General features: G+C 49.9%; 23 protein-coding genes and 1 other RNA gene. 3 read left to right on the top strand and 21 right to left on the bottom strand.

Annotated elements, in window-relative coordinates; genetic code table 11:
• Window positions 1–225 precede the first annotated feature (225 nt).
• The 16 genes from AR333_RS23615 to rpoE all read right to left on the bottom strand — a co-directional run bounded on the left by AR333_RS23615 (window position 226) and on the right by rpoE (window position 14,959).
• A complete protein-coding gene (locus AR333_RS23615; RefSeq protein WP_068777807.1) occupies window positions 226–489 on the bottom strand; it encodes a pro-sigmaK processing inhibitor BofA family protein in 264 nt (87 codons plus the stop codon).
• Window position 490: 1 nt separating this feature from the next.
• Window positions 491–763, bottom strand: coding sequence for a YaaL family protein (locus AR333_RS23610; RefSeq protein WP_068777806.1), 273 nt, complete (start codon window positions 761–763; stop codon window positions 491–493).
• Window positions 764–922: 159 nt separating this feature from the next.
• Window positions 923–1,519, bottom strand: a complete 597-nt coding sequence (gene recR / locus AR333_RS23605; protein WP_068777805.1) for a recombination mediator RecR — start codon at window positions 1,517–1,519, stop codon at window positions 923–925.
• Window positions 1,520–1,579: 60 nt separating this feature from the next.
• Complete coding sequence (locus AR333_RS23600) at window positions 1,580–1,891, bottom strand: YbaB/EbfC family nucleoid-associated protein (protein ID WP_068777804.1); 312 nt, start codon at window positions 1,889–1,891, stop codon at window positions 1,580–1,582.
• Between the two features lie 56 nt (window positions 1,892–1,947).
• The gene (dnaX, locus tag AR333_RS23595) at window positions 1,948–3,702 is read right to left on the bottom strand and encodes a DNA polymerase III subunit gamma/tau (protein WP_068777803.1); all 1,755 of its coding nucleotides are present in this window, start codon (window positions 3,700–3,702) and stop codon (window positions 1,948–1,950) included.
• Between the two features lie 84 nt (window positions 3,703–3,786).
• Window positions 3,787–5,235: an ATP-binding protein gene (locus AR333_RS23590; RefSeq protein WP_068777802.1), complete on the bottom strand. Its 1,449-nt coding sequence runs from the start codon at window positions 5,233–5,235 to the stop codon at window positions 3,787–3,789.
• 209 nt (window positions 5,236–5,444) lie between these two features.
• Window positions 5,445–5,709, bottom strand: an RNA gene (ffs, locus tag AR333_RS23585) — signal recognition particle sRNA large type.
• Between the two features lie 82 nt (window positions 5,710–5,791).
• A complete protein-coding gene (locus AR333_RS23580) occupies window positions 5,792–6,193 on the bottom strand; it encodes a hypothetical protein (protein ID WP_068777801.1) in 402 nt (133 codons plus the stop codon).
• 92 nt (window positions 6,194–6,285) lie between these two features.
• Window positions 6,286–6,483: a 50S ribosomal protein L31 gene (gene rpmE / locus AR333_RS23575; protein WP_068777800.1), complete on the bottom strand. Its 198-nt coding sequence runs from the start codon at window positions 6,481–6,483 to the stop codon at window positions 6,286–6,288.
• 118 nt (window positions 6,484–6,601) lie between these two features.
• Window positions 6,602–7,864: a radical SAM protein gene (locus AR333_RS23570; protein WP_068777799.1), complete on the bottom strand. Its 1,263-nt coding sequence runs from the start codon at window positions 7,862–7,864 to the stop codon at window positions 6,602–6,604.
• A gap of 66 nt (window positions 7,865–7,930) precedes the next feature.
• On the bottom strand, window positions 7,931–9,223 hold the full coding sequence (gene rho, locus AR333_RS23565; RefSeq protein WP_068777798.1) for a transcription termination factor Rho: 1,293 nt from the start codon (window positions 9,221–9,223) through the stop codon (window positions 7,931–7,933).
• Between the two features lie 92 nt (window positions 9,224–9,315).
• A complete protein-coding gene (locus tag AR333_RS23560) occupies window positions 9,316–10,575 on the bottom strand; it encodes a UDP-N-acetylglucosamine 1-carboxyvinyltransferase (protein WP_068777797.1) in 1,260 nt (419 codons plus the stop codon).
• 307 nt (window positions 10,576–10,882) lie between these two features.
• Window positions 10,883–11,737 carry a class II fructose-1,6-bisphosphate aldolase gene (gene fba / locus AR333_RS23555; RefSeq protein WP_068777796.1) on the bottom strand — a complete coding sequence of 285 codons (855 nt, stop codon included), beginning with the start codon at window positions 11,735–11,737 and terminating at the stop codon, window positions 10,883–10,885.
• A 163-nt stretch (window positions 11,738–11,900) separates the two neighbouring features.
• Entirely contained in the window at window positions 11,901–12,284 is a 384-nt protein-coding gene (locus AR333_RS23550) for a response regulator (RefSeq protein ID WP_068777795.1), read from the bottom strand.
• A gap of 152 nt (window positions 12,285–12,436) precedes the next feature.
• Window positions 12,437–14,056: a CTP synthase gene (locus AR333_RS23545; RefSeq protein ID WP_068777794.1), complete on the bottom strand. Its 1,620-nt coding sequence runs from the start codon at window positions 14,054–14,056 to the stop codon at window positions 12,437–12,439.
• A gap of 318 nt (window positions 14,057–14,374) precedes the next feature.
• Window positions 14,375–14,959 (bottom strand): DNA-directed RNA polymerase subunit delta, encoded by a 585-nt coding sequence (gene rpoE / locus AR333_RS23540; protein ID WP_068777793.1) that lies wholly within the window; start codon window positions 14,957–14,959, stop codon window positions 14,375–14,377.
• 377 nt (window positions 14,960–15,336) lie between these two features.
• On the opposite strand from rpoE, the gene AR333_RS23535 reads away from it, so the two are divergent.
• Complete coding sequence (locus AR333_RS23535) at window positions 15,337–16,515, top strand: S8 family peptidase (protein ID WP_068777792.1); 1,179 nt, start codon at window positions 15,337–15,339, stop codon at window positions 16,513–16,515.
• A gap of 344 nt (window positions 16,516–16,859) precedes the next feature.
• Here the strand turns inward: AR333_RS23535 and argS are convergent, their stop codons facing one another.
• The 4 genes from argS to speE form a co-directional block, all read right to left on the bottom strand.
• Window positions 16,860–18,533: an arginine--tRNA ligase gene (argS, locus tag AR333_RS23525; RefSeq protein WP_068777790.1), complete on the bottom strand. Its 1,674-nt coding sequence runs from the start codon at window positions 18,531–18,533 to the stop codon at window positions 16,860–16,862.
• Complete coding sequence (locus AR333_RS23520) at window positions 18,530–18,946, bottom strand: DUF1934 domain-containing protein (protein WP_068777789.1); 417 nt, start codon at window positions 18,944–18,946, stop codon at window positions 18,530–18,532. Before AR333_RS23520 ends, argS begins: the two co-directional genes overlap by 4 nt.
• Before the next feature lie 228 nt (window positions 18,947–19,174).
• Window positions 19,175–20,044 carry an agmatinase gene (speB, locus tag AR333_RS23515; RefSeq protein WP_068777788.1) on the bottom strand — a complete coding sequence of 290 codons (870 nt, stop codon included), beginning with the start codon at window positions 20,042–20,044 and terminating at the stop codon, window positions 19,175–19,177.
• A 35-nt stretch (window positions 20,045–20,079) separates the two neighbouring features.
• Complete coding sequence (speE, locus tag AR333_RS23510; RefSeq protein ID WP_068777787.1) at window positions 20,080–20,907, bottom strand: polyamine aminopropyltransferase; 828 nt, start codon at window positions 20,905–20,907, stop codon at window positions 20,080–20,082.
• A 386-nt stretch (window positions 20,908–21,293) separates the two neighbouring features.
• Here speE and AR333_RS23505 point away from each other — a divergent pair, with 386 nt between their 5' ends.
• A complete protein-coding gene (locus tag AR333_RS23505; protein ID WP_068777786.1) occupies window positions 21,294–23,378 on the top strand; it encodes a transglycosylase domain-containing protein in 2,085 nt (694 codons plus the stop codon).
• Window positions 23,379–23,740: 362 nt separating this feature from the next.
• On the opposite strand, the gene AR333_RS23500 is transcribed toward AR333_RS23505, so the two are convergent.
• Window positions 23,741–24,250: a YwhD family protein gene (locus AR333_RS23500; RefSeq protein ID WP_068777785.1), complete on the bottom strand. Its 510-nt coding sequence runs from the start codon at window positions 24,248–24,250 to the stop codon at window positions 23,741–23,743.
• Between the two features lie 117 nt (window positions 24,251–24,367).
• Between AR333_RS23500 and AR333_RS23495 the strand changes: the two genes are divergently transcribed.
• Window positions 24,368–26,392 carry a M1 family metallopeptidase gene (locus tag AR333_RS23495; RefSeq protein ID WP_253735959.1) on the top strand — a complete coding sequence of 675 codons (2,025 nt, stop codon included), beginning with the start codon at window positions 24,368–24,370 and terminating at the stop codon, window positions 26,390–26,392.
• Window positions 26,393–26,399 lie beyond the last annotated feature (7 nt).

The following is a 26,399-nucleotide window of genomic DNA, read 5'->3' as shown; positions in this document are numbered from 1 at the left end:
GCTCAAAAAGTTAATGCTGACGAGAATTTCTTCTCTGTTTAGCGTCCTGATTGCTCAAGACGTTTCAATCACTCGTTGTTCAGTTTTCAAAGGACAATCAAGGCTTGTCAGCCCTTGTCGTTAGCGCTTGTTTCAGCGGCGACTTAAATAAGATACCACGCTGAAAAGTTGAAGTCAACCTTTTTGTAAAATCTTTTTAAGGACGAGGATAATCAAGGAAAGTCTTCAAATTAGAGTTAGCTTCAAAGCACCCAAAAGCAGTAATCCGGGCAACCCCAGCACTGCTACTGCGCCTACTGTCCATAGGTTTATAGGAAGAACAATCTGTGTATATCCGCTGAGCAAATGCGCTCCATAGAGCAGAAAAGCAGCGATCACGACATGAACACCAATACCCGACAGGACTCTTCGAGTGCCAGGCTGCCTTATAAGCAAAAAGAGCAAAGCACCGACTGACAGTACCAACAAAGCCCCCATCGCTGCTTTCACCTTACCGTACCTCCTTTCCCACATGATGGTATGTAGTTACGATCTTGAGTGTTTTGGCTTGTCTTAACAGCATTTCGTAGCGTTTCTCGGCAGCCTCCATCGCAAAGATCGCATAATCGATCTCATCTTGCTCCAAGGCATATTCGAAATGATGCTGCGCGGACACCCATTGGAGATGGGCTTTGCGGATTTCCTTCAGCAGGTCCTGCTTATCCTCTTCCTCTGTGCGGCCCTTACGCTGAAACAGCTGTGCGCTGATCTTTAATTCACTCATACCCGTCCCTCCATCTCTCCACAAACTTGACCTTAATACTTATGGCGGGAAAGGAAGGTTTTAGAACGTGGCCATGCAAAAAAAAGCCGCTGTTCCCGAGAGAGGGAATGCGACTTTTAGTCAAGAAACTGTATAAATCGGCTTAAATAAGAACTTCGTTCATATTTCCCTGCGGCCTTCAAGTGCTTTTGTTAAAGTCACTTCATCTGCATATTCCAGATCTCCGCCGACAGGCAATCCGTGCGCTATACGCGTAACTTTAAGGCCAAAGCCTTTTACCAGCCGTGACAAATACATCGCTGTAGCTTCGCCTTCAATGTTCGGATTGGTCGCAAGAATCATTTCCTGCACACCTTCATCTCCAAGCCTTTTCAGAAGCTCCGCAATGTGGATCTGATCGGGACCGATGCCTTCCATCGGCGATATGGCGCCATGAAGCACGTGGTAATAACCGTCAAACTCCCTCGTCCGCTCCATAGCGACCAGATCCTTAGGCTCCTGCACCACACAAATGACAGAAGCATCTCTGCTCTTGTCCTGGCAAATCCGGCAGGGATCGATATCCGTAATATTACAGCAGACGGAACAGTAGTGAAGGTTGCGTTTCACGTTAACAAGCGCCTTAGCAAAATCTAATACATCTTCTTCTTTCATCCGAAGAACATGAAAAGCGAGGCGGCCGGCCGTTTTGGGACCGACTCCAGGCAAGCGGGTGAACGCGTCGATCAACTTCGATATGGGTTCTGGATAATGCAACGCCAGGTTCTCCTTTTGCAAACAAAGATGGAAAAAAGGCTTCTTTACGAAGCCCTTTTATTAAAACAAGCCCGGGATGTTCATGCCGCCCGTAAATTTACCCATGTCTTTGCCAGCCAGTTCCTCCGCTTTGTTCAAAGCATCGTTAACGGCTGTCTGGATCAAATCTTGTAACATTTCAACATCTTCCGGATCTACCGCTTCGGGCTTGATCGCTATAGCCGTAATTTTCTTATGACCGTTGGCCGTTACCGTTACGACGCCGCCGCCAGCAGTTCCTTCAACGGATTTGCTTCCAAGCTCTTCCTGCACCTTGAGCATTTGCTCCTGCATTTTCTTCACTTGCTTCATCATTTGGTTCATGTTGTTCATCGTTAACAACTCCTTAGTCTATTTAATTAGGCTCCCAAACGAACGATAAACGGGATTTATTCGTCTTTAATGCTGACCAAATCTTCTCCGAACAGACGGATAGCTTCATCCACCCACGGTTCCTTCTCCGGCTCGGTTTCCTCTGCTTGAAGAGTCAATTCTTCCCGGGCAGGTTCAGCAGCACCTTCACGCGCTTCTTTCCATTCTTTCTGCATGACGGTGGCAAGTTTAACGGCAGATTGTCCCAGCACTTCCGACATAACCTGCTCAATCAGCTGCTTGTTCGCAGGCTTCTCCGTTGTATCCCGGTGCATGGCGCTCTTGAAGGCAACTAGCACTACATCATTGTGAAAAGCAACTGGTTCACCATCCACCAGCCAAGCGTGAACGGTAATCTTGCGCTCCTTGACGGTAGCAAGTATCTGCGTCCACTTGCCGATAGCCGCTCGGGTATCGGAGCTATCTACAGCCGATGTGAAATCATCCAGCCGAACAGCCGATTTCCTGACAGGGGCGCTTGATGATCTTGGCGCCACCGGGGATCTGGCCGGCGCAGCAGCCGCGGCGGGAACACCACCCTCAAGCAGCTTGCCGAGCTGTTCTTCCAGCTGCTGAATCCGGCGGCTCAGCTGTCCGAGCGCATCCGAGTCAGGTGCTTGGGATATGCCCGGGGATGCTTGTTTGGACGCATCCGCGAAAGCATTCCCCGCTTCGAATGAAACCGCCGGAACAGCTCCGCACGCTTTCATTACAGCTACTTCCAGAATGGTCTGGGGCTGCGCAGAATATTTCATTTCACCCTGGTACTGGTTAAGCACATCGATAATGCTCATCAACTGATCGATGCCAAACCGGGAGGCTACCTGCTGCATTCTGCCGATGTCAAAAACTCGTTCGGTCAAAATGGATGAATCCGGTACGAGCCGGATCATCAGCAAATCGCGGAAATAGTGAATGAGGTTCTCCATGCATTTGTCCGCGCTTTTGCCTTCCTGCATGAATTGGTCAATCAGCTCAAGTGCCGCCCCGATATCCGTCTCCTTAATCGCTCCGACCAGCTTCTCGAACTGATCGGAGGCGAGACCACCCGTCATCGCTACTACATCGCCGGCCGTTATGGAGCCGACAGCAAATGAAGATGCCTGATCCAGCAGACTCAGCGCGTCCCTCATGCCTCCCTCTGATAAGCGGGCGATGTAATGAAGCGCTTCTTCCTCGATCTGGATATTCTCCTCACGGCAGACGTAGGCTAATCGCCCTACCTGTTCTTCCATTGATACCCGTCTGAAGTCGAAACGCTGACAGCGGGAAATAATAGTCGCCGGAAGTTTATGGGGTTCCGTCGTAGCCAGGATGAATATCACATGAGCCGGGGGCTCCTCCAGCGTCTTGAGCAGCGCATTAAAAGCCTCCGTGGTCAGCATATGGACTTCATCAATGATATAGACTTTATACCGAACTTCAGTCGGCGCATATTTCACTTTGTCCCGTATATCACGAATTTCTTCTACGCCACGGTTGGATGCCGCATCAATTTCAACCACATCCATAACCGATCCTTCGGTTATCCGGATGCAGGCTTCACATTCGTTGCAGGGCTCCTCGGCAGGTCCGTGCAGACAATTGACAGCTTTGGCCAGAATTTTGGCCGCGCTGGTTTTCCCCGTTCCCCGGGGACCGCTAAATAAATAAGCATGTGTAAATCTATTCTCACGAAGTGAGTTTTGCAGCGTTTGAACGATCGGCTTCTGGCCGACCAGCTCACGGAATGCTTGGGATCTCCAAGTCCGGTATAAGGCAATATGTGTCATATGTTTTCTCTCCAATAATTCGTCCTGAATTATTGAACTTATTATACTATAACCCGGGCGGGATTAAAACTCGTAAGCTGGAGGCTATACGCAGGGGATACTGACGGTGAAGGTCGTACCGAAGCCTTTGGATGATACACGTATATTTCCACCCATATCATGAATGATCCGCTGACACACAGAAAGTCCTAGTCCTGTTCCCTCTTGCTTGGTCGTAAAGAACGGGTCGAATATTTTATCAATAACATACGGAGGAATTCCGGGACCCGTATCATGAACCTCTATATGAACGCACTTTGTTTCCTCGTCCAGCTTCTCCGTAATCGTAAGCTGACCGCCCTCGGTCAGGGCTTCGATTCCATTTTTACAAATGTTAAGAAATACTTGTTTAAGCAATTCCTGATCCGCAATAACGGGCGGGAGTCCCGGAGCCGCTTCATAACGCAGCTGCACCTCGTGTAAGATGGCTTCATTATTCATGATGGGCAGAATCCCTTTGATCACAGAAGAAATGTCTACCTTTTGCAAAAGGACATTCTTGGGCTTGCCCAAAAGCAGAAATTCATTAACCAGCTCATTCACCCGGTTAATTTCATCCAGCATAATTTCAATATAGCCCTGTTCCTTCTCCAGGTCTTTCATCTCGAACGTTTTTTTCAGCACCTGTAAGAAGCCCTTGATGGATGTCAACGGATTCCGGATTTCGTGAGCTGTCCCCGCTGCAATTTGACCGATCATCGCCAGCCTGTCACTACGCTGTACCTGCGCCTCAAGCGATCTTATATTCGTGACATCTTTAAAAATGATATATGCCCCTACAATTTCATTATCGACGTCTCTAAGCAAATTAGAATCCAGCAAAAGCTCATAGCGGCTTTGATTATTCATCCACGAAACGGCATGATTGCGGACGACCCGCCCCTCCAGTACAGACCTTTCTACCAGTCTATGTTCCGGTGGAACAGAAGCAAAAATATCATCCATGGGTTTGTATAAAATCGATTCTTTCCTAAAGCCGAGAATCCGGCAGGCCATATCACTGATATCTAATAATCTAAAATTCGTGTCAATCAACAGAATGCCCAAGTTCACGTCTCTTAAGAAAGTCCCCGAAAATTGTTGAATTAAATTCTGCTCGCCCATTTCATCCAGATCATCAAGCAGCATCAAATAAAGAGGCTGTCCTTCTTTTTCGGCCTGAATAATGGAGCACTTTTGTAGGAATATAAACCCTTGCCTGTCTTTGACGACAGTAACCGGTTTTCTTGTATGGGAATCATGAGCCGTCTCACTAAAATGCTGCTTATAGAAGAGCTCAAGCGAATCGGGAAGTTGGATAACGTCCGAAAAGGGTCTGTGAATCAATTCTTCAGCTGTAAACCCTGAGCGTGTCAGGAAAGGTCTGTTCACATAAACAATATCACCCCCGCCGTCTGCCACAATCAAGCAGCTTTGAGAAAATAATTCTACTCTCTCTCCCAGTTCTGCTGTAGAAATATACACCCCGAATTGATGAAGGCTGGCATCCGACATAAATCCTTCCCCCTCATTAAACCAGCTTAAACATCGGCAGTCCCGATGGATTACGGATGTTAACCTATTCTATTTGTGTTTTCATTTTCCTTCTATTGGAAAACAAAAATAGACTTTATCCCTTTTCACCCAGAAATCCCCAGAAAACTGCCCTACAAAAAAGCCCTCGTCTTTAATGACGAAGGCTTGTTATTGTCCTATATAAGGTACCGTGCACCTGTTATTGATAAAGCGATACGAACGTACCTTTATCGTTAGCTCAAGTTAGGCAACCCCTCGGCACATGGGCGCTCCTGCTTACGGCTGCTTCCTTCCGGACCTGACCGGGTTCACTGGTGCTCATTGCGAAGGACCCGACTCTCAACACCACGTGTAAAAGCCGAACCTCACATCGGCAGTACCTCTAACAGGGATTCAACCCCGCTACAGCGGATTGCGGGCAACAGGGCACCGCTACCTCCCCGTCTAGCACGGCAGAATTAAGTATAGCGGATTGTGAAGCAAAGTGCAACCTCGCGGACAAACTTACCATTTCCAAGCCGACGGATTCTCTGCCTTAACGCATAATGGTGACGATAAACCGGTATCTCGGCAGGCTCGTATGCAAATCCTGCTCGGCTTGAGCTCTAATTCCCGCAGCCATATCCGGCGGCATTCCAGGCGGCAGACGAAGCTTAACATAACCGATGGGTCCGTCTAAACGGACATGAACATCTGAAACATAAGGCAGTTTTTTCATTTGGTGATGGACAATATCCGAATCCGTCTGATACGTGTGGTACCCAGGATTGAGCGCCAGATTAGGATTTGCACTGGTTGTGCCCAGATAACCATCCTTGGTGTATTGATATGTCCTCGGACCCGCAGCCTGTCCCGGACTGCACGCCGTCACGGATAAAGCTGCAACAAGCAGAGCTGTCCATACCGCAGCAGCTTTCTTACTCCTTGGCTTTTCCAAAAGCAAAAACCCCCCTTGGCATCCTGCCTCGTGTTAGAACACGATATTAGGATGACCCGGGGGGGTTGTGTTATGCGATCTGAAATAATGGCTTAGATGCCATATTTTTTCTTGAATTTATCCACGCGGCCGCCGGCATCAATAAACTTCTGTTTGCCAGTGAAGAACGGATGGCAGCTGGAGCAAATCTCTACACGGAGGTTCTCTCTAACCGAACCACTTTCGAAAGTGCTACCACATGCGCAAGTTACCGTAGTCTCGTGATATTTGGGATGGATCCCTTGTTTCATTCCCATTCACCTCTTTCCGCCCTGGATCTGTTTGTCGAACCAGAGTTAAATTGACACATAAGAGATTATAGCACGGGCTCATCCCATATTGCAATGCCACTTTTTTATAGAATGTACGTCAAGCGTCCGATCTATTCTTAAAAAAAGCAGGTACATGGGTATAAGAGCCGATTACCACATCCGGAAGTTCTTCCCTGTAAATCTCAAGCATCTGCTTCATGCCCAAAATCTCTCCCTGAGCAGGGGGAATGAGATTCAAGTAGCTCTCCGGGTCAATATTCAAGTTCCTCATCTGAATCAGACGAAGTCCCGTACGGCGGACAAAGTCAATCATGGCTTCCACTTCTTCTTCGCGGTCCGTTACCCCCGGGAAGATCAAATAATTGATCGAAGTTATAACCCCTTGGCTCGACGCATACTTGATGGATTTCTCCACATTCGCAAGCGAATAGCCGCGCGGTTTGTAGTAGGCATTATAATGGTCGTCCAGCGCACTGATGGTACTGACGCGCATTAGATCCAGACCGGCATCGACGATACCGCGGATAAAATCGTTAAGACCTGCGTTTGTATTGATATTAATATATCCCATATCCGTTCTGCTCCGGACTTCACGCATAGCCTCTATAATCAGTTTGGCCTGGGTTGAAGGCTCACCTTCACAACCCTGACCGAAGCTGATAATACTGTCGGGGGTTTTCAAGTGTTCCATCATGATTTCCACAAGCTCCTGAGCCTTCGGCTTGAAATTCATCCGAGTCTGAGGGGCAGGAAATCCACTATCGTCCGGCTGTTCCGAGATGCAGCCGAAACAGCCTGCATTGCAGGAGTATGAAACGGGCACAGCCCCTTCCCAACGGTTTAAGAAGGTATTAGAAGCAGTCAGACACTCATATTCGAGGGCGCATTTGGACAAATGCTCATAGAGACGATTGTCCGGATACTGGGCCCTGATACGGCTCACACTAACTTCTAGCTCATCCGGATCACAGTTGCGCGGATTCCAAGGTTCGGGATCATCGCACTGCTCCGCGGCGACATAGAATCCGCCATCTTTCCATACTACTGCGGTATAGCCAAAGAGCGGAAACTTCTCTTCTTTGTTCGTTTTAACATAGCCGGGGAGCATCAATCGGGTAAAACCCTGGGGAAGCAGAGCCCCTACGGCCGCATAATCTCCAGGAAGCACCTCCATTTCACCGGTATCTCGGTTGATCCCTATCGCACGCGTGTGCGGAAGGCTCACGAGTGTAGCTCCTTCGGGTAATGGAATTAATTCTTCATCCAACAGCTCAACAATTTGATCGGCACTTCGTCCGAGCGCATCATATTCGGGATGATCGAACACGTTGCCGGACAAGTCCGAATAAACCACATTCATGATTAGGTACTCCTTTAATGCCGGGTATTAACGATATTTCAGATGTCTAGATCGACTGAAACGGCCTCAGGAAACAGAATTCTTCATCTTCCCTTTGCCAAGCGTAACATTGCCGTTATTCGTTTCGAGGGAGTCGAGGAATTCTTGGTTCGTCTTCGCCTCGCCCAGCTTCTTGATGAAAGCTTCTGTATATTCATAAGTATCGCTCATGCTTTTACGCAGTCCCCATACCTTCTCAAGTTCTTCTTTGGTTAATAAACTTTCCTCGCGCCGGGTTCCGGAGCGGCGGATATCAATCGCAGGGAACGTGCGGCGCTCAGCCAGTTTGCGGTCAAGATGAAGCTCCATGTTCCCTGTTCCTTTAAACTCTTCATAAATAACGTCATCCATACGTGATCCTGTTTCGACAAGCGTAGTTGCCAGAATCGTCAAGCTGCCGCCTTCCTCGATATTCCGTGCGGCACCGAAGAAACGCTTGGGGCGGTGAAAGGCCCCCGGATCAATACCGCCCGAAAGGGTACGCCCAGACGGCGGAACAACCAGGTTGTACGCTCTCGCCAGACGCGTAATACTATCCAGCAGGATAACAACGTCCTTCTTGTGCTCGACAAGACGCTGTGCACGCTCCAGGACAAGCTCGGCCACTTTGATATGATTCTCGGGCAGCTCATCGAACGTAGAAGCAATAACCTCACCTTTGACTGAGCGCTGCATATCGGTTACTTCCTCTGGGCGCTCATCAATCAGAAGGACAAAGAGTTCGATTTCCGGATAGTTTGTGGAAATGCTATTCGCAATTTCTTTGAGCAGCAGCGTCTTACCGGCTTTGGGCGGCGCCACGATGAGACCACGCTGTCCAAGACCGACAGGAGCCAACAGATCCATGATTCTGGTCGACAGTTTATGAGGCGTTGTCTCCAGCACCATCTTCTTCTGCGGATAGAGAGGTGTAAGTGCCGGGAAGTGAAGACGCTCAGAGGCGGTATCGGGGCTTTCTCCGTTCACCGCTTCTACATGCAGCAGTCCGAAATAACGCTCATTCTCTTTGGGAGGGCGGCATTTACCGGATACCAGGTCTCCCGAACGAAGATCGAATTTCCGAATCTGAGATGCTGAAATGTAAATGTCCTCGGTGCTTGGAAGGTAATTAATAGGACGCAGGAAACCAAAGCCCTCCTGGAGAACCTCAAGCACCCCCTCCATGAACATAAGGCCGCTTTCCGCTGCCTGGGCGCGCAGAATAGAGAAAATAAGCTCTTTCTTTTTGAGCTGCCCGTAATAAGCAATTTGATATTTTTTAGCGAGCTTATAAAGCTCCGTTAATTTGAGGGCCTCCAATTGCGCGAGGTGCATATCCATTCTATTCAACCACCAAACTAGTAAGTTATTTTCTTAGAATCTAGAAAGCTAGCACCTAGTACTAGTACAAGTGTAGCCTAAAGGTCTTAAGCTTATTCTTCTCTGTCCTCACGCCAAACTTCCGCGCCCAAGAGAGTCAAATTCGTTACGAGGTTGTCGTAGCCCCGGTCTATAAACTCGACTCCGGCCACTTCTGTCACATCTGAAGGAACCGTCAAGCCTGCAATGACGAGGGCAGCCCCGGCACGCAAATCTGTAGCCTTAACTTTAGCGGCACTCAGCTCACTGCCCTCAATGACCGCGGTACGGCCTTCAACTTTAATTTTAGCACCCATACGTACCAGTTCCGGTACATGCTTGAACCGGTTGCTGTAAACTAAATCAGTCAGCATGCTGACCCCGATAGCTTGAGTAAGAAGACTTGTCATCGGTGACTGCAAGTCAGTCGGGAAGCCCGGATACACAAGCGCTTTGACATCCACACTTTCATAGAGCAGCTTGCCCACTACACGGATGGACTCATCCATCTCATGAATCTCAACGCCCATTTCCTGAAGCTTGGCTGTCATGGCTTCCATATGTTTAGGAATAACATTGTCTATCGTGACATCGCCGCGGGTTGCCGCAGCAGCAATCATGTACGTTCCGGCCTGTATGCGGTCCGGTATAATGGAATGACGACAGCCGTGCATATGCTCGACGCCCTCAATACGGATTGTTTCGGTTCCGGCACCCTTGATCTTGGCGCCCATGGAGTTAAGCAGTGTAGCCACATCTATAATTTCAGGCTCTTTGGCCGCATTTTCAATCAAAGTAGATCCTTTGGCCCGTGAGGCTGCGAGCATAATATTAATGGTTGCGCCCACACTTACCATATCCAGATAAATCTTAGCTCCACGCAGCTGCTTAGCGCGAATATGAAGCGCGCCGTTCTCATTTGAAATTTGAGCACCCAGTGCTTCAAATCCTTTGATATGCTGATCAATCGGGCGGGGCTCAAAATTACAGCCGCCTGGCAGACCGATAATAGCCTCACCGAATCTTCCGAGCATAGCCCCCATCAAATAGTACGAGGCTCTTAACTTCTTCACATTGCCGTTAGGCATAGGCTTGCTTCTCATGGCACTCGGATCTATAACCATCTGATCCCCGTTCCACTGAATAGACGCACCCAACTCACTGAGAATTTCCGTATAAATAGCCACATCACTTAAATGCGGCAAATTGTCCAAGGTTACCGTCGACTCGGCCAGTATGGCGGCAGGTATCAAAGCCACTGCACTGTTCTTGGCCCCGCTGATCGTTACTGTTCCTCTAAGCGGGCGACCGCCGGCGATCATTAACTTTTCCATAATGCGTTATCTTCCCCCTACATCCGGTAGATAGCTTTTAGTTGTGCTGCAGCTTGAATAAAGCCGCGTGATTAAGTGACAGCCGACTATTACATGTCGAGAATAATGGAGCTGGCTTACAGTTCATAAACCAGAAAAACCCACTTGCAATCCGGAAAATCTCAAGAATTCTAAGCGAGCACGTAGCAAAACAAAACGCAAGAACTGCGTTTTCTGTGTAGCTATCCTATTATAAAGAACGGAACATATAATACAACAGAAGGGAAATGCATCAATTAAGATGCACTTCCCGTTTATACAAGGAATGTTAGGCTTGATTGGAGCTGCCGAACAGTTGAATTTTGGATTTAACCACTTCAACCATTGCTTTGCGAGCTGGAGTGAGGTATTTGCGGGGATCGTATACTTTAGCGTCTGCACCAAGAACTTCGCGGATAGCTGCAGTAGCGGCCACTTGGTTCTCTGTGTTCACGTTGATTTTGCCTACGCCAGCTTCGATCGCCTTGCGGATCATTTCGTCAGGTACGCCGGAACCACCGTGAAGTACAACCGGTACCGGAACAGCCTTGGAAACTTGCTCGATGATATCAAAGTGAATGTTCGGCTCACCCGCATACATGCCGTGTGCAGTTCCGACAGCGATTGCCAGGCAATCGACACCGGTTTCTTCGTAGTAACGAATCGCTTCTTCCGGCTTCGCCAGGTTAGCATCCGCTTCATCAACCGAGATGTCGTCTTCTACGCCACCGATTGTTCCAAGCTCACCCTCAACGGAAACGCCCATTGCGTGTGCGGCTCTAACAACTTCTTTGGTCAGACGGACATTCTCTTCATACGAATAGTGGGAACCGTCAAACATAACGGAGCTGAAGCCCGCACGGATACATTTCATAGCTACTTCAAAAGAGCTTCCGTGGTCCAGGTGTAGCGCAATTGGAAGACCGGATTGTTTCGCTGCCGCTTCTGCGATTGCTACTGTGTACTCAATCCCCATATACTTAAGCGCACCCTCGCTTACGCCGAAAATGAACGGTGAGTTCAGTTCCATTGCAGCTTCCGTGATCGACTGTGCAAACTCAAGGTTGTTCATGTTGAACTGGCCTACAGCAAATTTATTTGCTTTAGCCTTAGGCAAAAATTCATTCATTGATACCAATGGCATGATTTCTTCCTCCTATATGTGTGTGTTGGCTTGATCGTTTTTAAGATGCGCTGCCGCTCTTTTTGTCATACCGTGCTATTATAGCACACTCAAACATAAAACGTAACTGAACCAAATCATAGACGTGAAAGTTTTCACAAAAAGAAGAAACCTGACTTTACGATCAGGTTCCCAGAGTAGTCGGAGTTTCAAGAAGCTCCGTATTTACAGCCAGCCTCAGTTCGTCAATATCGAACGGTTTTGTAAAGTGCATGATGGCACCGAGTTCCGTAGCCTCTTTGATCATATCCAATTCTCCGTATGCCGTCATCATGATTACTTTAATCGAGGAGTCAATCTTCTTGACGTGCTTGAGAATATCCAGGCCGTCCATTCCCGGTATCTTCATGTCTAACAGAACTAGATCAGGAGCATGCTCCCTAACAATCTCCAAGGCAATCTTGCCATTCGGAGCCTGATAAGTCTGGTATCCCTCACTGCTGAACACTTCTGTTAAAAGCATCCGAATCCCATTCTGATCATCTACTATTAAAATCTTTTTATCCACGGGAATGCCTCCTTCCACAAACTCCGGCTGAGATTTTCCGATACGACTGCGGCACCTACAACTTCACCATACTTCGCTGCGCGTCCGTCAATTTCCTCCCTATTTCCCGAGAGAATTATCAATTTATTGAAAAAAAAGAAGAATCCCGGCTGTTAGGCCTGGGATCCTTGTTGTTTATAAGTGAATGCAGCTTTGACGAATTCACGGAAAAGCGGCTGCGGGCGATTCGGACGGGATGTAAATTCCGGATGGAATTGAACGGCCAGGAACCATGGATGGTCCGGAAGCTCAACGATTTCCACCAGACGTCCATCCGGTGATGTTCCGGAAATACGCAGGCCGGCGGATTCGATCATTTCGCGGTATTCGTTGTTGAACTCATACCGGTGACGGTGACGCTCATATACCAGCTCATCATTGTAGCAGCTCATTGCAAGCGAACCTTCCGCGATTTTACAAGGGTACAGCCCCAGACGCATCGTACCGCCAAGGTTCTCGATATCCTTCTGCTCAGGCAGCAGGTCGATGACCGGATAAGGAGTTACCGGGTTAATCTCTGAACTGTTGGCACCCTCCAGGTTAGCAAGCGCACGCGCATACTCGATAACCGCGACTTGCATACCCAGGCAAATACCAAAGAACGGAACCTGCTTCTCCCGCGCATAACCGATCGCAATTACTTTACCTTCAATACCCCGGTCGCCGAAGCCTCCAGGCACGAGAATGCCGTCTACGCCGCCGAGAAGCTCGTCCACGTTGTGGTCGTACACTTCTTCCGCATTGACCCAGCGGATCTTGACTTCAGCTCCGTTGTCAATGCCCGCATGTCCCAGCGATTCCACAATACTCAAATAAGCATCATGAAGAGCAACATACTTACCAACGATAGCAATCTCCGTTGTTTCTTTAAGACCCTTAACGCGTTGAACAAGCTGTTCCCATTCGACCATATCGGGCTCTGGGGCTCCGCCAAGCTTCAGATGGTTCACAACGATATCGTCAAGTCCTTGCTCTCTAAGCATCATTGGCACTTCATAAAGCGTCTCTGCATCCAGACACTCGATTACGGCTTCGGGATCCGTATCGCAGAATTGTGCGATTTTACGCTTCATGTCTTCCGTCAGAGCATGCTCCGTGCGGCAGACGATGACATGCGGCTGGATTCCCAGACTGCGGAGTTCTTTTACACTATGCTGAGTCGGCTTTGTTTTGACCTCACCGGCAGCTTTGATGTAAGGAATCAGCGTAACGTGGATGTACATAACATTCTCGCGGCCGATATCACTTTTGATTTGACGGATTGCTTCAAGGAAAGGCAGACTTTCGATGTCGCCGACAGTACCGCCGATTTCAGTAATGACGACATCGGAGCCGGCTTCTCGGCCAGCACGGAAGACGCGGTCTTTAATTTCGTTTGTAATGTGTGGAATAACCTGTACAGTCCCGCCCAGATATTCGCCTCTGCGTTCTTTGGTGATAACAGAAGAATAGACTTTACCCGTGGTGACATTCGAGTTCTTGGATAAGTTGATGTCGATAAAACGTTCGTAGTGGCCCAGATCCAGATCCGTCTCCGCGCCATCATCCGTTACGAATACCTCACCGTGCTGGTACGGACTCATCGTCCCCGGATCAATGTTGATATAAGGATCAAACTTCTGGATGGTCACCTTCAGCCCCCGGTTCTTGAGCAATCGGCCGAGTGAGGCCGCTGTAATGCCTTTACCGAGCGAGGATACGACGCCCCCCGTTACAAAAATGTATTTAGTCATCTGAGAACTCCTTCCGAGCTTTTCTGTATTCAAGTTGCATTAGGGTAGCCCTACAAAAAACCGTACAGATCGTACAAAACTACAAACCGGCAAATATACTTACACGATCAAACGCCGAACATGCACACAAAACAGCTAAGCTCTGCTTGTATGTTTCCACTAAAACCTCCGGGTCATCAATATCTCCCGAAAATAAAAAAAAGTGACACCCGTGGTATACGGGGGCACTTTTAATTCAAGTCAAATTGGTCGTTCTTTTTGAAGCCCATGCAATAGTTTACTAAGAACGACATCGGCTGTCAAGAACGTTAGAGCGAATTATTTAAGGTCTTTGTCTTCATCCTCAAAATCTTCTTCACTATCGTCCGAGTCCTCATCCGAATCGTCGTCCGAGTCGTCTAATTCGCCGTCCTCAAGTTCTTCATCGATTTCTTCTTCTTCGAAGAATTCGGTCTCTTCTTCTTCCTCTTCTTCTTCCTCTTCTTCCTTATCGGCACTATCGAATCCGCGGTCCGCATCGAGGGCTGTGTACTCTTCTTCTTTGTACTCTTCCTCGTCCGAGTAATCTTCGTCCAGATCGTCGTCTTCATCATTGATAATACGCGGACGTTTGGCGTTTCCTACAGCATCATCGGATTTCTCCACCGGATACCAGCGTTTCAGGCCCCACAGGTTCGTACCGACACAAGCAAATCGTCCATCAATATTGATCTCTGTATATAATTGGGCAATGACATTCATCATTTCGTTCTCGGCTAAGCCTTTGATTTTCGCGATTTCATGCATCAGATCACGATAATAAAATGGCGTGTTGGCCGCTTTCAGCACCTCAAACGCCAGATCCACCATTGGCATTTCTGCGGCTTTATCCGGCTTGATTTTAAGTGTGTATGGGCTACTCATTTGTGGCACTTCCCTTCACCGTAATAACAATACTTTAACTACCTTATCCCATTTCATCATTAAGTAAAACCTATTTTATGTAAAAATGCAACTCTTGCTGTCAAGCCCTTTATAACAAAGGCAAAAGCGAAGGTCCCCCTTCGCTTTCTGACTGTATCCTGCGGTCTGATGGAGCAGCCTGGCTGTATCCATTACCGCCCCCTATTTTGGAAACGAGAGGCATTTTCACCTCTCCCTTCATCGTATGTAGGCAGAAGCACGTTGACACGGCCGCGCACCTATTTATTTGGAAAAAGGCCAATCTCTCAGTCGGGCCCCCCGACCTGTACATATAATGGCTCAGAATCGCACCACCTTGTTATGGGGGGAATGGGGCTTTGGACTCGATCAAATGGTTGGAGATGCTGCATGCAGAGATCCAGGCGTCAGAAGGGCGGCGCAAGTATATCATTCTTTTTCAGAGCCACCGGGATTACAAAAATATCTCCAATCTCATCGGTCTTCATAAACATTCTCTTCCCGGTCTGTCCGCTGTACAAGATTTGAAGCTCATTCATGCTATTTCATGTCCGGTGCGTTCATATTCAGATCTAGCGAAGCACCCCACCGTATTATCCATTGAGGAGGATTCGGCTGTTAATATTCAGCTGGTTCCCCGAAAAAAGGCCAGAACGTCCGATGACAGCGATACATCCTATGAAAGCACCCAAGTCATCCCCTGGGGCGTCCAGCAGATTAAAGCGCCCGATGCCTGGAAAAAGTCCAAAGGAAGCCGGGTGAGCGTAGGTGTCATTGATACCGGCATTGACTTCTACCATCCCGATTTGCAGGCTTCCGTCGCAAGAGGGATTAATATCCTGAACCGTCACCAGCTTCCCGTAGATGATAACGGCCACGGAACACACATTGCCGGTACCATTGCGGCAGCGGGCAAGCGGATGGGGATTATGGGCGTTGCTCCCAAAGCGGTCATTCATGCCGTCAAAGCTTTCGATATGAACGGAAGCGCTTATGTCTCAGACATCGTCGCAGGGATAGATTGGTGTGTACGCAATGGTCTGGATGTCATCAACATGAGTTTCGGCATGAGAACATACAGTCAAGCTCTGGAGGATGCCGTTACAAATGCTTATCAGGCAGGAACTGTGGTCGTAGCCTCTTCCGGTAACGACGGGAAGAGTGCACAAATCGATTACCCCGCCCGATTCCCCAACGTATTCTCAGTCGGAGCAACCACGAAGACGAATAAGGTCGCGCCGTTTAGCAACCAGGGGAAGCGTATTGATATTTATGCGCCCGGTGAAAGCATCTATTCCTGCTGGCTGCAAGGAAAATATAATGAACTAAGCGGCACGTCCATGGCAACTGCTCATGTCAGCGGAGTCATAGCGCTCATGCTGTCGGTACGGGCGAGACTCCGGCCGAGCCAGATCAAGCAGATCCTGCGGCGGAGCTCTACGCCGCTGAAGAAATCCAAGTCCGCGGATACGGATGCTCCGGGACTGATCCATGCGAGGCGCGCGGTATCCTCGCTGCTCAAAACAAATAAATCCTGATCCCGCAGAGGGCATCAGGATTTATTTGTCAGGCCGGCCTGTCCGTCTATTGCGGACAGGCCGGGGGCCGTGCGGCACACAAGGCGTGCCGCTCCCAGAACCAGCGGCGCGCAAGCCGATTGCCGCTGTCTCTTGCGCGGGCGCCGGGCCCTGACCAGGCGCGCAGGGCTGCATCGGCGCCGATACTGCCAGAAGCGCTCGAGCGGAGCGCTTCCTCCTGCAGCGTCACCATTATCCGCAAGCAGCACCCTGAGCTCCGTCCCGGGGAGGGCGAGCCGGCCATGCAGCAGGGAAACCCTCTGCATGCATAGCTCCATAGCCGCCTCCGAAGCTGTGGTCAATGGCTACATCCGATCCGGAGCAGATACGCCCACAGAAGCGAGTACGTTGCGGATCACGATGCGAAGCGCCGATAGAAGCGCAAGGCGAGCTTGAGTCTGCTCCGCATCTTCCGTGATGACGCGTTCCGCTCTGTAGTAACTGTGGAAAAGTCCTGCCAGATCATACACATAGCGGATCAAGCGGTGCGGCGCATACAGATCGGCGGCAACCGCCACTTCTTCCGGAAGCTCGCCCATTTTGCGGAGCAGCTCGAATTCTGCTTCTGTATTCAGATAGGAGAGATCTACTTGCGCAAGGTCACGTATCTCCACTCCCTGTTCCTCCGCCTGGCGGAAAATGCTGCAGATACGTGCATGTGCATACTGCACATAGAACACCGGATTCTCGTTCGATTTGGAAATCGCGAGATCCATATCAAAATCAAGATGAGAGTCCATACTCCGCATCGTGAAGAAATAACGAATCGCATCCACGCCGACTTCGTCCATCAAATCTTCCATCGTAACGGCTTTGCCCGTACGCTTGGACATTTTGACTTTCTCGCCGTCCTGGAACAAGCTCACCATCTGGGCGATAAGAACAGTCAGGCGGTCTGCCTCATAGCCAAGTGCTGTCATGGCCGCTTTCATACGCGGAATGTAGCCGTGGTGATCGGCTCCCCAAATGTTGATCAGCTGATCATAACCGCGTTCGAATTTGTTCCGGTGGTAAGCCACATCCGGTGTCAAATAAGTGAAAGACCCGTCATTTTTAATCAATACGCGATCCTTATCGTCACCCAGCTCCGTCGTACGCAGCCACGTAGCACCTTCGTGCTCAAATACATAGCCGGATTCGCGGAGTTTGCCCAGCACGTCGTCGATGAGCCCTTTTTCATAAATGGACGTTTCGGAGAACCACTCGTCGAAGTGGACACCGAAGCGTCCAAGATCGCGTTTAATTTTATCAAGCTCTTTCTGGAGCCCGTACTGACGGAAATAAGCGAGGCGTTCTTCTTCACCCAGATTAACCAGCCGGTCGCCCTCTGCAGCAGCCAGATCCTGTGCAAAGCCTTTGATGTCTTCCCCGTGGTATCCGTCTTCCGGCATCTCGGCTTGTTGTCCAAGAGCCTGAAGGTAACGGGCTTCGATCGACTTCGCCAAATTCATCACCTGATTACCGGCATCGTTGATGTAGTATTCGCGCGTAACATCATAGCCCGCCAATGTCAGCAGGTTACAGAGCGCATCGCCCACGGCTGCTCCGCGTGCATGTCCAAGATGCAAGGAGCCTGTAGGGTTCGCGCTAACGAACTCGACTTGAACTTTCCGTCCTTGTCCAATATTAACCTCACCGTAGTTGTCGCCCTTGTCTGCTACACCGGCAAGAATCGGATACAGGTAGCTCTTATCCATACGGAAATTAATGAAACCGGGTCCGGCAATTTCAACATCCGCGATTTGGGCCTTGGCCTTATCCAGCTTGGCAACAAGCTGATCGGCAATGGCGCGCGGGTTCTGCTTGGCTATACGGGACAGCTGCATGGCCAGGTTAGTTGCAAAATCTCCATGTGCCTTGTCTTTGGGCACCTCCAGTACAATCTCCGGCAGCTCCGATGCCTGAACAAGCCCTGCTGTAACCGCCGCTTCACCAATCGCTTCTTTGAGCGTATGTTTTACTTGCTCCAACACATTCATGTTACATCCTCCTGAATCGTTAACGTTAATGTATATAAACCTGCATGTTCTTCTTCCACATACAGGTCATAGCTCCACTGAATCCGGCCTATTCCCTCGACAAGCTGGCGGGTATACGTTCGCGTGTGTATATCAATCGGAAGGGAACCTCCGGCTGCACGGTACCAGCCTCTCCTCGATTGCCCGGGAACAAACGTCTGCTCCGCCCCGACTTCGCCGCTTCGCATAATTTTGAGCTCACCCGGGGCTATTTTCACCATCGTGAGCGTCTTCCCCATCTCGGCCGATGTCTCCTCATAGCGGACATAGACTTTATCCTCCCGAAGATACAGCTCACCACGCGCTTCTTGTGTTATCCGTTCCTCACCCGCAACACTGCTGATGAAGACCTTGACGTTCTTTTTATTAGACATAATCGTTAAACGCTCCGTTCCGTCCTGACGGCCGCCAGAGGGCTGAAGCAGGAAAAGAAAAGTTAGCTATAAGTGTATAGCATCGCACCGGGATTTTCAATGGACCTTTGCAAGACCGGGCCTTGCGGGCGGGCAGAGATGTACCCACCAAAAAATCCCCCGGAGCGGATCGGCCCCGGGGGATTTGCTTGTTTATTGGCTAAGGTATACGAAACACCTTCATTATAACTACTTCACCAGTCCGAGCAGCATTTCACGGATAAGCTTGGCCGCAACAATCTGCGTCTGCTCCGACGGGTCGTAAACCGGAGCTACCTCAACTACGTCAGCTCCGACAACGTTGACGTCGGAACCGGCGATAGCGTGAACGGCCGCGAGCAGTTCCTTGCTCGTAATGCCGCCCGCTTCAGCGGTACCTGTGCCCGGCGCTGCCGAAGGATCAAGCACATCGATGTCGATAGTCAGGTACACGGGGCGGCCTGCCAGATCCGGCAGCACCTTCTTCAGCGGTTCCAAGACTTCGAACGGATGGAAGTTCAGGTTCTTGCGCGCATATTCAAACTCTTCGCGCATCCCCGAGCGGATACCGAACTGGTACACATTCTTGCCTCCGATAAGCTCAGCGGCTTTGCGGATTGGAGTCGAATGTGAGAGCGGCTCGCCTTCGTACTGCTCGCGAAGGTCGGTATGCGCATCGAAATGGATGAGCACGAGATCCGGATATTTCGCATATACTTCGCGGATGACCGGCCAGGATACGAGATGTTCGCCGCCTATTCCGAGCGGGAATTTGCCGTCGTCCAGCAGGCCGCGCACGTACTCGCCTATGATCTCCAGGCTGCGGCCGGCGTTACCGAACGGCAGCATCAGGTCGCCTGCGTCGAAATAGTTCACTTCGTCCAGGCTCTTATCCAAGTAGGGGCTGTATTCCTCAAGCCCGATGGACACTTCGCGAATGCGGGCAGGACCGAAACGGGAGCCCGGGCGGAAGCTGACGGTATAATCCATAGGCATTCCGTATAACACGGCGCGGGAGGCCGCGTAATCTTCTGAAGCGGCAATAAAAATATTGCCGGAGTATGCTTGATCTAATCGCATGCTGTCGTCGCTCCTTTCTTTTATAGGAAGAGAATTTATTTAACGAGATCTTCTACGAACTTAGGCAGTACAAACGCTGCTTTATGAAGGCGCGGAGTGTAGTACTTCGTCTCGAATTCTGGAATCGATGCTTCTTCAACCTGAAGCGGATCATACTTTTTACTGCCCATAGTAAAGGTCCACAGACCACTTGGATAAGTAGGAATATTTGCTCCGTATACACGGACAATCGGGAAAATTTCACGAACATCGCGGTTAACGGTCTGGATCAGATCCGCCTTGAACCACGGGTTGTCCGTTTGCGCAACGAAGATGCCGTCTTCTTTCAATGATTCATAGATTCCTTGATAGAAGCCTTTGGAGAAGAGCTCAACTGCGGGGCCGACAGGCTCCGTGGAATCAACCATAATCACATCGTACGTATTTTTATGATCATGAATGTGCATGTAGCCATCGTTTACGATGACTTCTACACGAGGGTTGTCCAGTTCGCCGGCAATTTCCGGCAAGTATTTCTTAGAATATTCGATTACTTTACCGTCGATTTCCACGAGAACGGCTTTTTCCACTTCAGGATGCTTCAGTACCTCACGGATCACACCGCCGTCGCCGCCGCCTACTACAAGTACGTTCTTAGGGTTCGGATGCGTTGAAAGCGCCGGATGCGCTACCATCTCGTGGTATACGAATTCATCTCTTACGCTAGTCATAACCATGCCGTCCAGGACAAGCATGCGGCCCCATTCGTTCGTATCAATCATGGCGAGATCTTGAAAATCTGTTTTCTCCGTCACCAGCGTCTCTTTAATTTTGGACGTAATGCCGAAGTTCTCCGTCTGTTTCTCGGTGTACCAAAGTTCCATATTCCCAGCCTCTTTTCTTCGATATTGGTTGAGTAAGGAGAGCATACAGTGAGGTGGTCTTGAGACCGCCGCCCCGTTGTTCCGTACTAATTAATAGCCTCGTCATTGTCTTGCGGGCAGATCATTCCATTCACGGGACAAGCCCTGTGTCTTGAAGGTTTGCTCACACAAATTGTATTATAGAGGATTGAACCCGAAATGCAAGAAAATTGCAGGACGGAATGGGGCAGGTTTACGAAATTTTAGGACCCTGGCGGGAAAATAATTGAATAGCGCCCGGTAAGCTTTTCCATACTGATAGTAAGGATGCCAAGCAAACCAAGCGCAGAAGCAATCCGTCCCGTCCCCTAGTCCGATGCCCCCAGAAGAAAGGAGAGTGAGGGACTTTGGCCGAACAACCTGCTACACCCGAACAACCAGCCGCCCCCGCGAGCAAAAAGAAGGAAGGTCCAGCCGGATCACCATCGCCCTGGCAGCGCCGCCTGAAACGGGGATTCTCTTTCTCCTTTGCAGCTTTCCTGATTATTTGTGTACTTACCGGGTTCTCCCTGCTTTACCTGCGGTCGCAGGCACTTCCGGTCACCAAAGTACTGCAGACTTCTCAAATTTTCGATGTGAACGGAGAATTGATTGAGACACTCGATTCCGGTCAGAACCGTAAAATCGTGCCGATCAACGAAATTTCCGTCTACGTCGTGAAAGCAACCTTGGCGATTGAAGACCAGAACTTTTATAGTCACCCTGGCTTTGATGTGAAAAGTATTGCACGGGCGGCGGTTGTTAATTTAAAAAACATGTCCAAGGTGCAGGGTGCTGGAACGATTACGCAGCAGCTCGCCCGTAACTTATATTTAAATCACGACCGGACCTGGACACGTAAAATAAAAGAAACGGTCTATGCCGTGCAGATGGAAATGCAGCTGGATAAGGATCAAATATTGGAAAGTTACCTCAACCAGATCTATTATGGACATTCCACTTACGGTATCGAGGCGGCTTCGCAGTTATTTTTTGGCAAGCATGCCAAAGACCTGACCCTTGCAGAGAGCGCTCTGCTTGTGGGAGTCCCGAAAGGGCCCAAGTATTATTCACCCTATTACAATATGGAAAATGCGCTGGACCGTAAAAATGTCGTCCTGAAGACGATGGTTAATGAAGGATTTGTTACTCAACAGGAGGCGGATGCGGCGGCGGCGCAGAAGCTGGACATCAAGCCGCTGGCCGAGAAGAAGCCTTCACCGGCCCCTTATTTCCGGGACTATATTAAAAATCAGGCGATCCAGAAACTTGGAATCACAGAAGAACAGTTTGAACAGGGCGGTCATAACATTTACACCACGCTGGATCTCCAAGCGCAGAAAATCGCCGAGCAGCAGGTCAGCAAGCATATTCCTAAAGACAGCGAGCTTCAGAGCGCCCTTATCTCGATTGATCCGCGAAACGGGTACATCAAAGCGATGGTCGGCGGCAAAAATTATGAAGCGAATCAGTTTAACCGCGTATTCGCAACTTCCCGGCAGCCCGGCTCCAGTTTTAAGCCTTTCGTCTACTTGACCGCTCTGCAGAATGGGTTCACTCCACTGAGTAAAGTTCGGAGTGAGCCCAGGACATTTACTTACGATGACGGCAGGAAAACGTATACGCCGCGCAATTTCAACGATCAATATGAAAATACGGATATCGATATGCGCCGGGCCATTGCCAAATCGGATAACATTTATGCGGTGGATACTATTCTCAAGATAGGCCCGCAGCAAGTTGTAGATACAGCCCGCCGTTTCGGAATCAAAGGAGATCTGCAGCCTCTCCCGTCACTGGCCCTGGGTACCTACCCCGCGAGCCCTTTCGAGATGGTCTCGGCCTTCGCAGCCCTCGCGAATCAGGGCGTTCAGGTGGAGCCGACCGCCATCATTAAGATCGAGGACATGGCCGGTCTCCAGCTTTACAAGGCGGAGCCCAAGAGCGAACGGGTTGCGGATGCGGCTCCATCCTATGTACTCACCCATATGATGGAGAGCGTATTCGAGACGGGCGGTACCGGCAGCCGGGTCGCGGCAACGATCAAGAGACCGGTGGCCGGCAAGACCGGCACAACCGATGCCGATGCCTGGATGGTCGGCTATACACCCGAGCTGGCTACGGCCGTGTGGGTCGGTTATGACAAGGGACGGGCCATCAACACCGCCGAATCGCACTTGGCTTCACCGATCTTCGCCGGATATACCGAAGGAGCGCTTGCGGCGATTCCCCCGAAGCTCTTCCCGGTGCCGGAAGGCGTCACGACCGTCTATATCGATCCGGTTAGCGGCAAGCTCGCTAATGAAGATTGTTCGACTGAAGCACGTGTCGAAGCGTTCCTGACGGGTACGGAACCGAAGGAATACTGCACGAACCGCTCATCGCGCGACAAAGGGTTCGGAAGCGGCGCGCGTTCCTGGTGGAATGATGTGAAACGCTGGTGGAATGACTAGCTTATTAAACACTGGACCGAACATCCATACTTTACCGAAATCAAAAAGGCCGATGCGGTTTGTATCCCGCATCGGCCTTTTGATAATTTCATCTGACCCGCGGACAAGGGGGGGGTATCGATAATTCCCGTCCGTATCCGTTATTAGAACATACCTCTTATATAGAACGAATTCCACTGCCGGTATCGCTCGCAGCTCGTCCCACTTGTTGCGTGTATTTGCACGCAAAAAGGCAGAAACGGGCGTCCCCCATCTGCCTTTTGCTGTCCTAGTATATGAGCATAACATACACTAGTGATAGTATACTCGCTTCCCATTATCCTAACAATGGATGACACAATTTGTACATATTTGGCTGAAGATTAAGCCAAAGCCGTTTTGAGGCCGTCAGTTGAGCGGTCCCACCACTCTTCATTGTGATCGATCAAAGCCTTGCGGAGCAAGGCTTTTTCCTGGTCATCCAGGTTATCGACCATGATCTTGCGCTTCATAGCGGCATCCATCCGGTTCACATGGTCGGCAAGGATTTTCCAGCCCCGGCGGGCTTCGGTATCGACCAACATTTCACAGGCCGTCACACCCGCGTAATAGGTTCCTTCGGGCGTGCGGTCCACGGCCACCCATATGATCCAGCATTTGCGTCCATTAGGAACATCCTCTTTATTCGTCGAGAAACGGATTCTCTTCTCTACTGCGCTCTTGGCATGCAGAGCGCCCATATCAAGATAAGCCTCGTCCCCGTCAATAATGAGGCTGGATACGTTGCTGAGGTCAATAGAGCCCGCGCCGAATCCTTTGTGATTGATCTTGGTGCTGACGATATTCAGCGCCGCAGGTTTTTTCTTCGGTGTTTCTTCTTTATTTGAATCCATGAAAGGCACCTTCGCTTTCCTGAAAAATAATTCTTCTCTACTTCCTTCATTTTAGCTAATAATCCCCGGAATGCAAACATATACATGCTGTAGATGCTTGTCAACGGGGTGAAAATCATGAATTTAAAGTTGGCTAATCGAAAAACAGCTTGGTTCGCAACAGCCGCCACGCTTCTCAGCGCCGTCCTTCTTACGAATCTGCTCCTTTCGTCCCCTGAAGAGCGGACGGGCCTGACAAGCAGGGTCCTTCTAACCGACACGGCTCCAAATGCCGCAGCTCCGGCACAGGCAGAACCTGTTCCACCGATTATGCAGCAGCCATCCTCAAGCGGAACCGTACACCCGCAGCTTAGCAAACGAATCGTCGAATATCACATCAATGTTGAATACAACCCGGAGACCCAAACCCTCCTTGGACAGCAAACCATGACCTGGAAGAACCCGGGTTCCCAGCCTGTTCAAGAGCTGTACATGCATCTGTATCCGAATGCGTTCGCATCGGAGAAGACCACCTTTATGAAAGAGTCTGGGGGCAAATTGAGAGGAGACGAAGCCAAAAAGGGAAGCTTCGGCGAAATGGAGCTCCGCAGCATCAAGACCGGCGAAGAAATAGACCTCAGCTCCACTATGCAATATGTCCAGCCGGATGACGGCAATCCCGATGACCGCACTCTGCTCAAAGTTACTCTGCCCAAACCTGTAGCCGCAGGCGGAGCCGTAACGCTGCATACGAATTTTGCGGTCAAGCTTCCGCAGGCTTTCGCGCGTATGGGCGTAACTAAGGACTATGTCATGGCCGGCCAATGGTTTCCCAAGCTTGCGGTGTACGAGCCTTCAGGCACACGCGGCCGGCAAGCCGAAGGCTGGAATCTGCACCAGTATCATGGCAATTCCGAGTTTTATGCGGATTTCGGCATCTTTGATGTGCGGATTAAGGTTCCTTCTAATTATATTGTCGCCGCCACAGGATTTCAGACCAAGAATCCCATCGAAGACAAGGGAACGAGAACTTACCAATACTATGCCGATGACGTTCATGATTTTGCCTGGGCCGCTTCCCCCCATTTTAAAACATACGAAGAACCGTATTCAGCTCCTAACCTGCCTGGTGTCAAAATCAAACTGTATCTGGACCCTAAGCATGAGCCCTATAAAGCCAGATATATGGTAGCCGCCAAAAAAGCACTTAGCCGCTATTCCCAGTGGTACGGGGCTTATCCTTACTCGACGTTATCGATCGTAGTGCCTCCTGAAGAAGCAAACGGTACGGGAGGCATGGAATATCCCACCCTCATCACCGCCTGGGGAGCTTCAGAAGGCCCGCCTGATCTTGAGCTGGAACGGGTTGTCGTCCATGAGATCGGCCACCAGTTCTGGTATGGACTGGTCGCCTCCAATGAATTCGAGGAGGCCTGGCTCGATGAAGGGTTTACCTCCTACACCGAAGACAAGTTAATGGAGCTGGAGTACGGAGCAAAGCCTAACCTTCCGGTTGAGGCAAGCTACATTACCTCCCCCGCCGATCTCAAAAAGAATGCCTGGGCCTACCGGGATCACAGCGAGTACGCAGACAATGTGTATACAAGGGCCAAATTGGTGCTCAAGGAGATAGAGAGCCGTGTCGGGCTGAACACGATGGATCGGGTCATGAAAACATACTTTCAGAAGTGGAAATTCAAGCATCCCGGCACCCGGGACTTCCAGACTGTTCTTGAGGACGTAACCAAGAGTAAATGGAACGAGTTTTTCGATCAATATGTATATGGGAATAGCATGACCGATTACGCCGTTGACCGTATCCACGTCCGCCAGACCGAGAAATCCGGACAACTTCTGTATGAAAGCAGTATACTGATCCGTAAGCTTGGCGGAACCGCCCCCGCCGTCCCGATTCAGTTCCATTTCTCCGATGGCTCTACCATAGAGAAAACTTGGGATGGTCAGGGCGAGCAGATTGAATATAAGCTGACCAATCAAACGCCTGTAAACTGGGTCTCCGTTGATCCTAAGCATTCCCTCGTTCTGGAGAACCGGCATATTAACAATTACATGAAAGCCGAGATTGACTCACGGTGGCAGATCCGCTGGACCTTAAGCGTGGTCAAAGTATTGGAAACCTTATTCGAATCTGTGGCATGGTGAGGTGCTG

Origin of the sequence: Paenibacillus sp. FJAT-26967, from assembly GCF_001541095.1 — a bacterium.
In the GTDB taxonomy this organism is placed as follows: Bacteria; Bacillota; Bacilli; order Paenibacillales; family NBRC-103111; genus Paenibacillus_F.
This window is presented reverse-complemented; position numbering and strand designations above follow the sequence as displayed.

Excerpts from the sequence above, each read along its gene's own strand:
- AR333_RS23590 (WP_068777802.1), bottom strand. The coding sequence starts at position 5,235 with ATGTCGGATGCCAGCCTTCATCAATTCGGGGTGTATATTTCTACAGCA.
- speB (WP_068777788.1), bottom strand. The coding sequence starts at position 20,044 with ATGCGATTAGATCAAGCATACTCCGGCAATATTTTTATTGCCGCTTCA.
- fba (WP_068777796.1), bottom strand. The coding sequence starts at position 11,737 with ATGCCATTGGTATCAATGAATGAATTTTTGCCTAAGGCTAAAGCAAAT.
- AR333_RS23560 (WP_068777797.1), bottom strand. The coding sequence starts at position 10,575 with ATGGAAAAGTTAATGATCGCCGGCGGTCGCCCGCTTAGAGGAACAGTA.
- argS (WP_068777790.1), bottom strand. The coding sequence starts at position 18,533 with ATGAATGTGTTGGAGCAAGTAAAACATACGCTCAAAGAAGCGATTGGT.
- AR333_RS23495 (WP_253735959.1), top strand. The coding sequence starts at position 24,368 with ATGAATTTAAAGTTGGCTAATCGAAAAACAGCTTGGTTCGCAACAGCC.
- AR333_RS23570 (WP_068777799.1), bottom strand. The coding sequence starts at position 7,864 with ATGAATGTGGTTTATTCGGACTTGTCCGGCAACGTGTTCGATCATCCC.
- AR333_RS23520 (WP_068777789.1), bottom strand. The coding sequence starts at position 18,946 with ATGTCTAATAAAAAGAACGTCAAGGTCTTCATCAGCAGTGTTGCGGGT.
- dnaX (WP_068777803.1), bottom strand. The coding sequence starts at position 3,702 with ATGACACATATTGCCTTATACCGGACTTGGAGATCCCAAGCATTCCGT.
- AR333_RS23500 (WP_068777785.1), bottom strand. The coding sequence starts at position 24,250 with ATGGATTCAAATAAAGAAGAAACACCGAAGAAAAAACCTGCGGCGCTG.
- rpoE (WP_068777793.1), bottom strand. The coding sequence starts at position 14,959 with ATGAGTAGCCCATACACACTTAAAATCAAGCCGGATAAAGCCGCAGAA.
- speE (WP_068777787.1), bottom strand. The coding sequence starts at position 20,907 with ATGGAACTTTGGTACACCGAGAAACAGACGGAGAACTTCGGCATTACG.
- AR333_RS23600 (WP_068777804.1), bottom strand. The coding sequence starts at position 1,891 with ATGAACAACATGAACCAAATGATGAAGCAAGTGAAGAAAATGCAGGAG.
- AR333_RS23610 (WP_068777806.1), bottom strand. The coding sequence starts at position 763 with ATGAGTGAATTAAAGATCAGCGCACAGCTGTTTCAGCGTAAGGGCCGC.
- rpmE (WP_068777800.1), bottom strand. The coding sequence starts at position 6,483 with ATGAAACAAGGGATCCATCCCAAATATCACGAGACTACGGTAACTTGC.
- rho (WP_068777798.1), bottom strand. The coding sequence starts at position 9,223 with ATGGATATGCACCTCGCGCAATTGGAGGCCCTCAAATTAACGGAGCTT.
- AR333_RS23545 (WP_068777794.1), bottom strand. The coding sequence starts at position 14,056 with ATGACTAAATACATTTTTGTAACGGGGGGCGTCGTATCCTCGCTCGGT.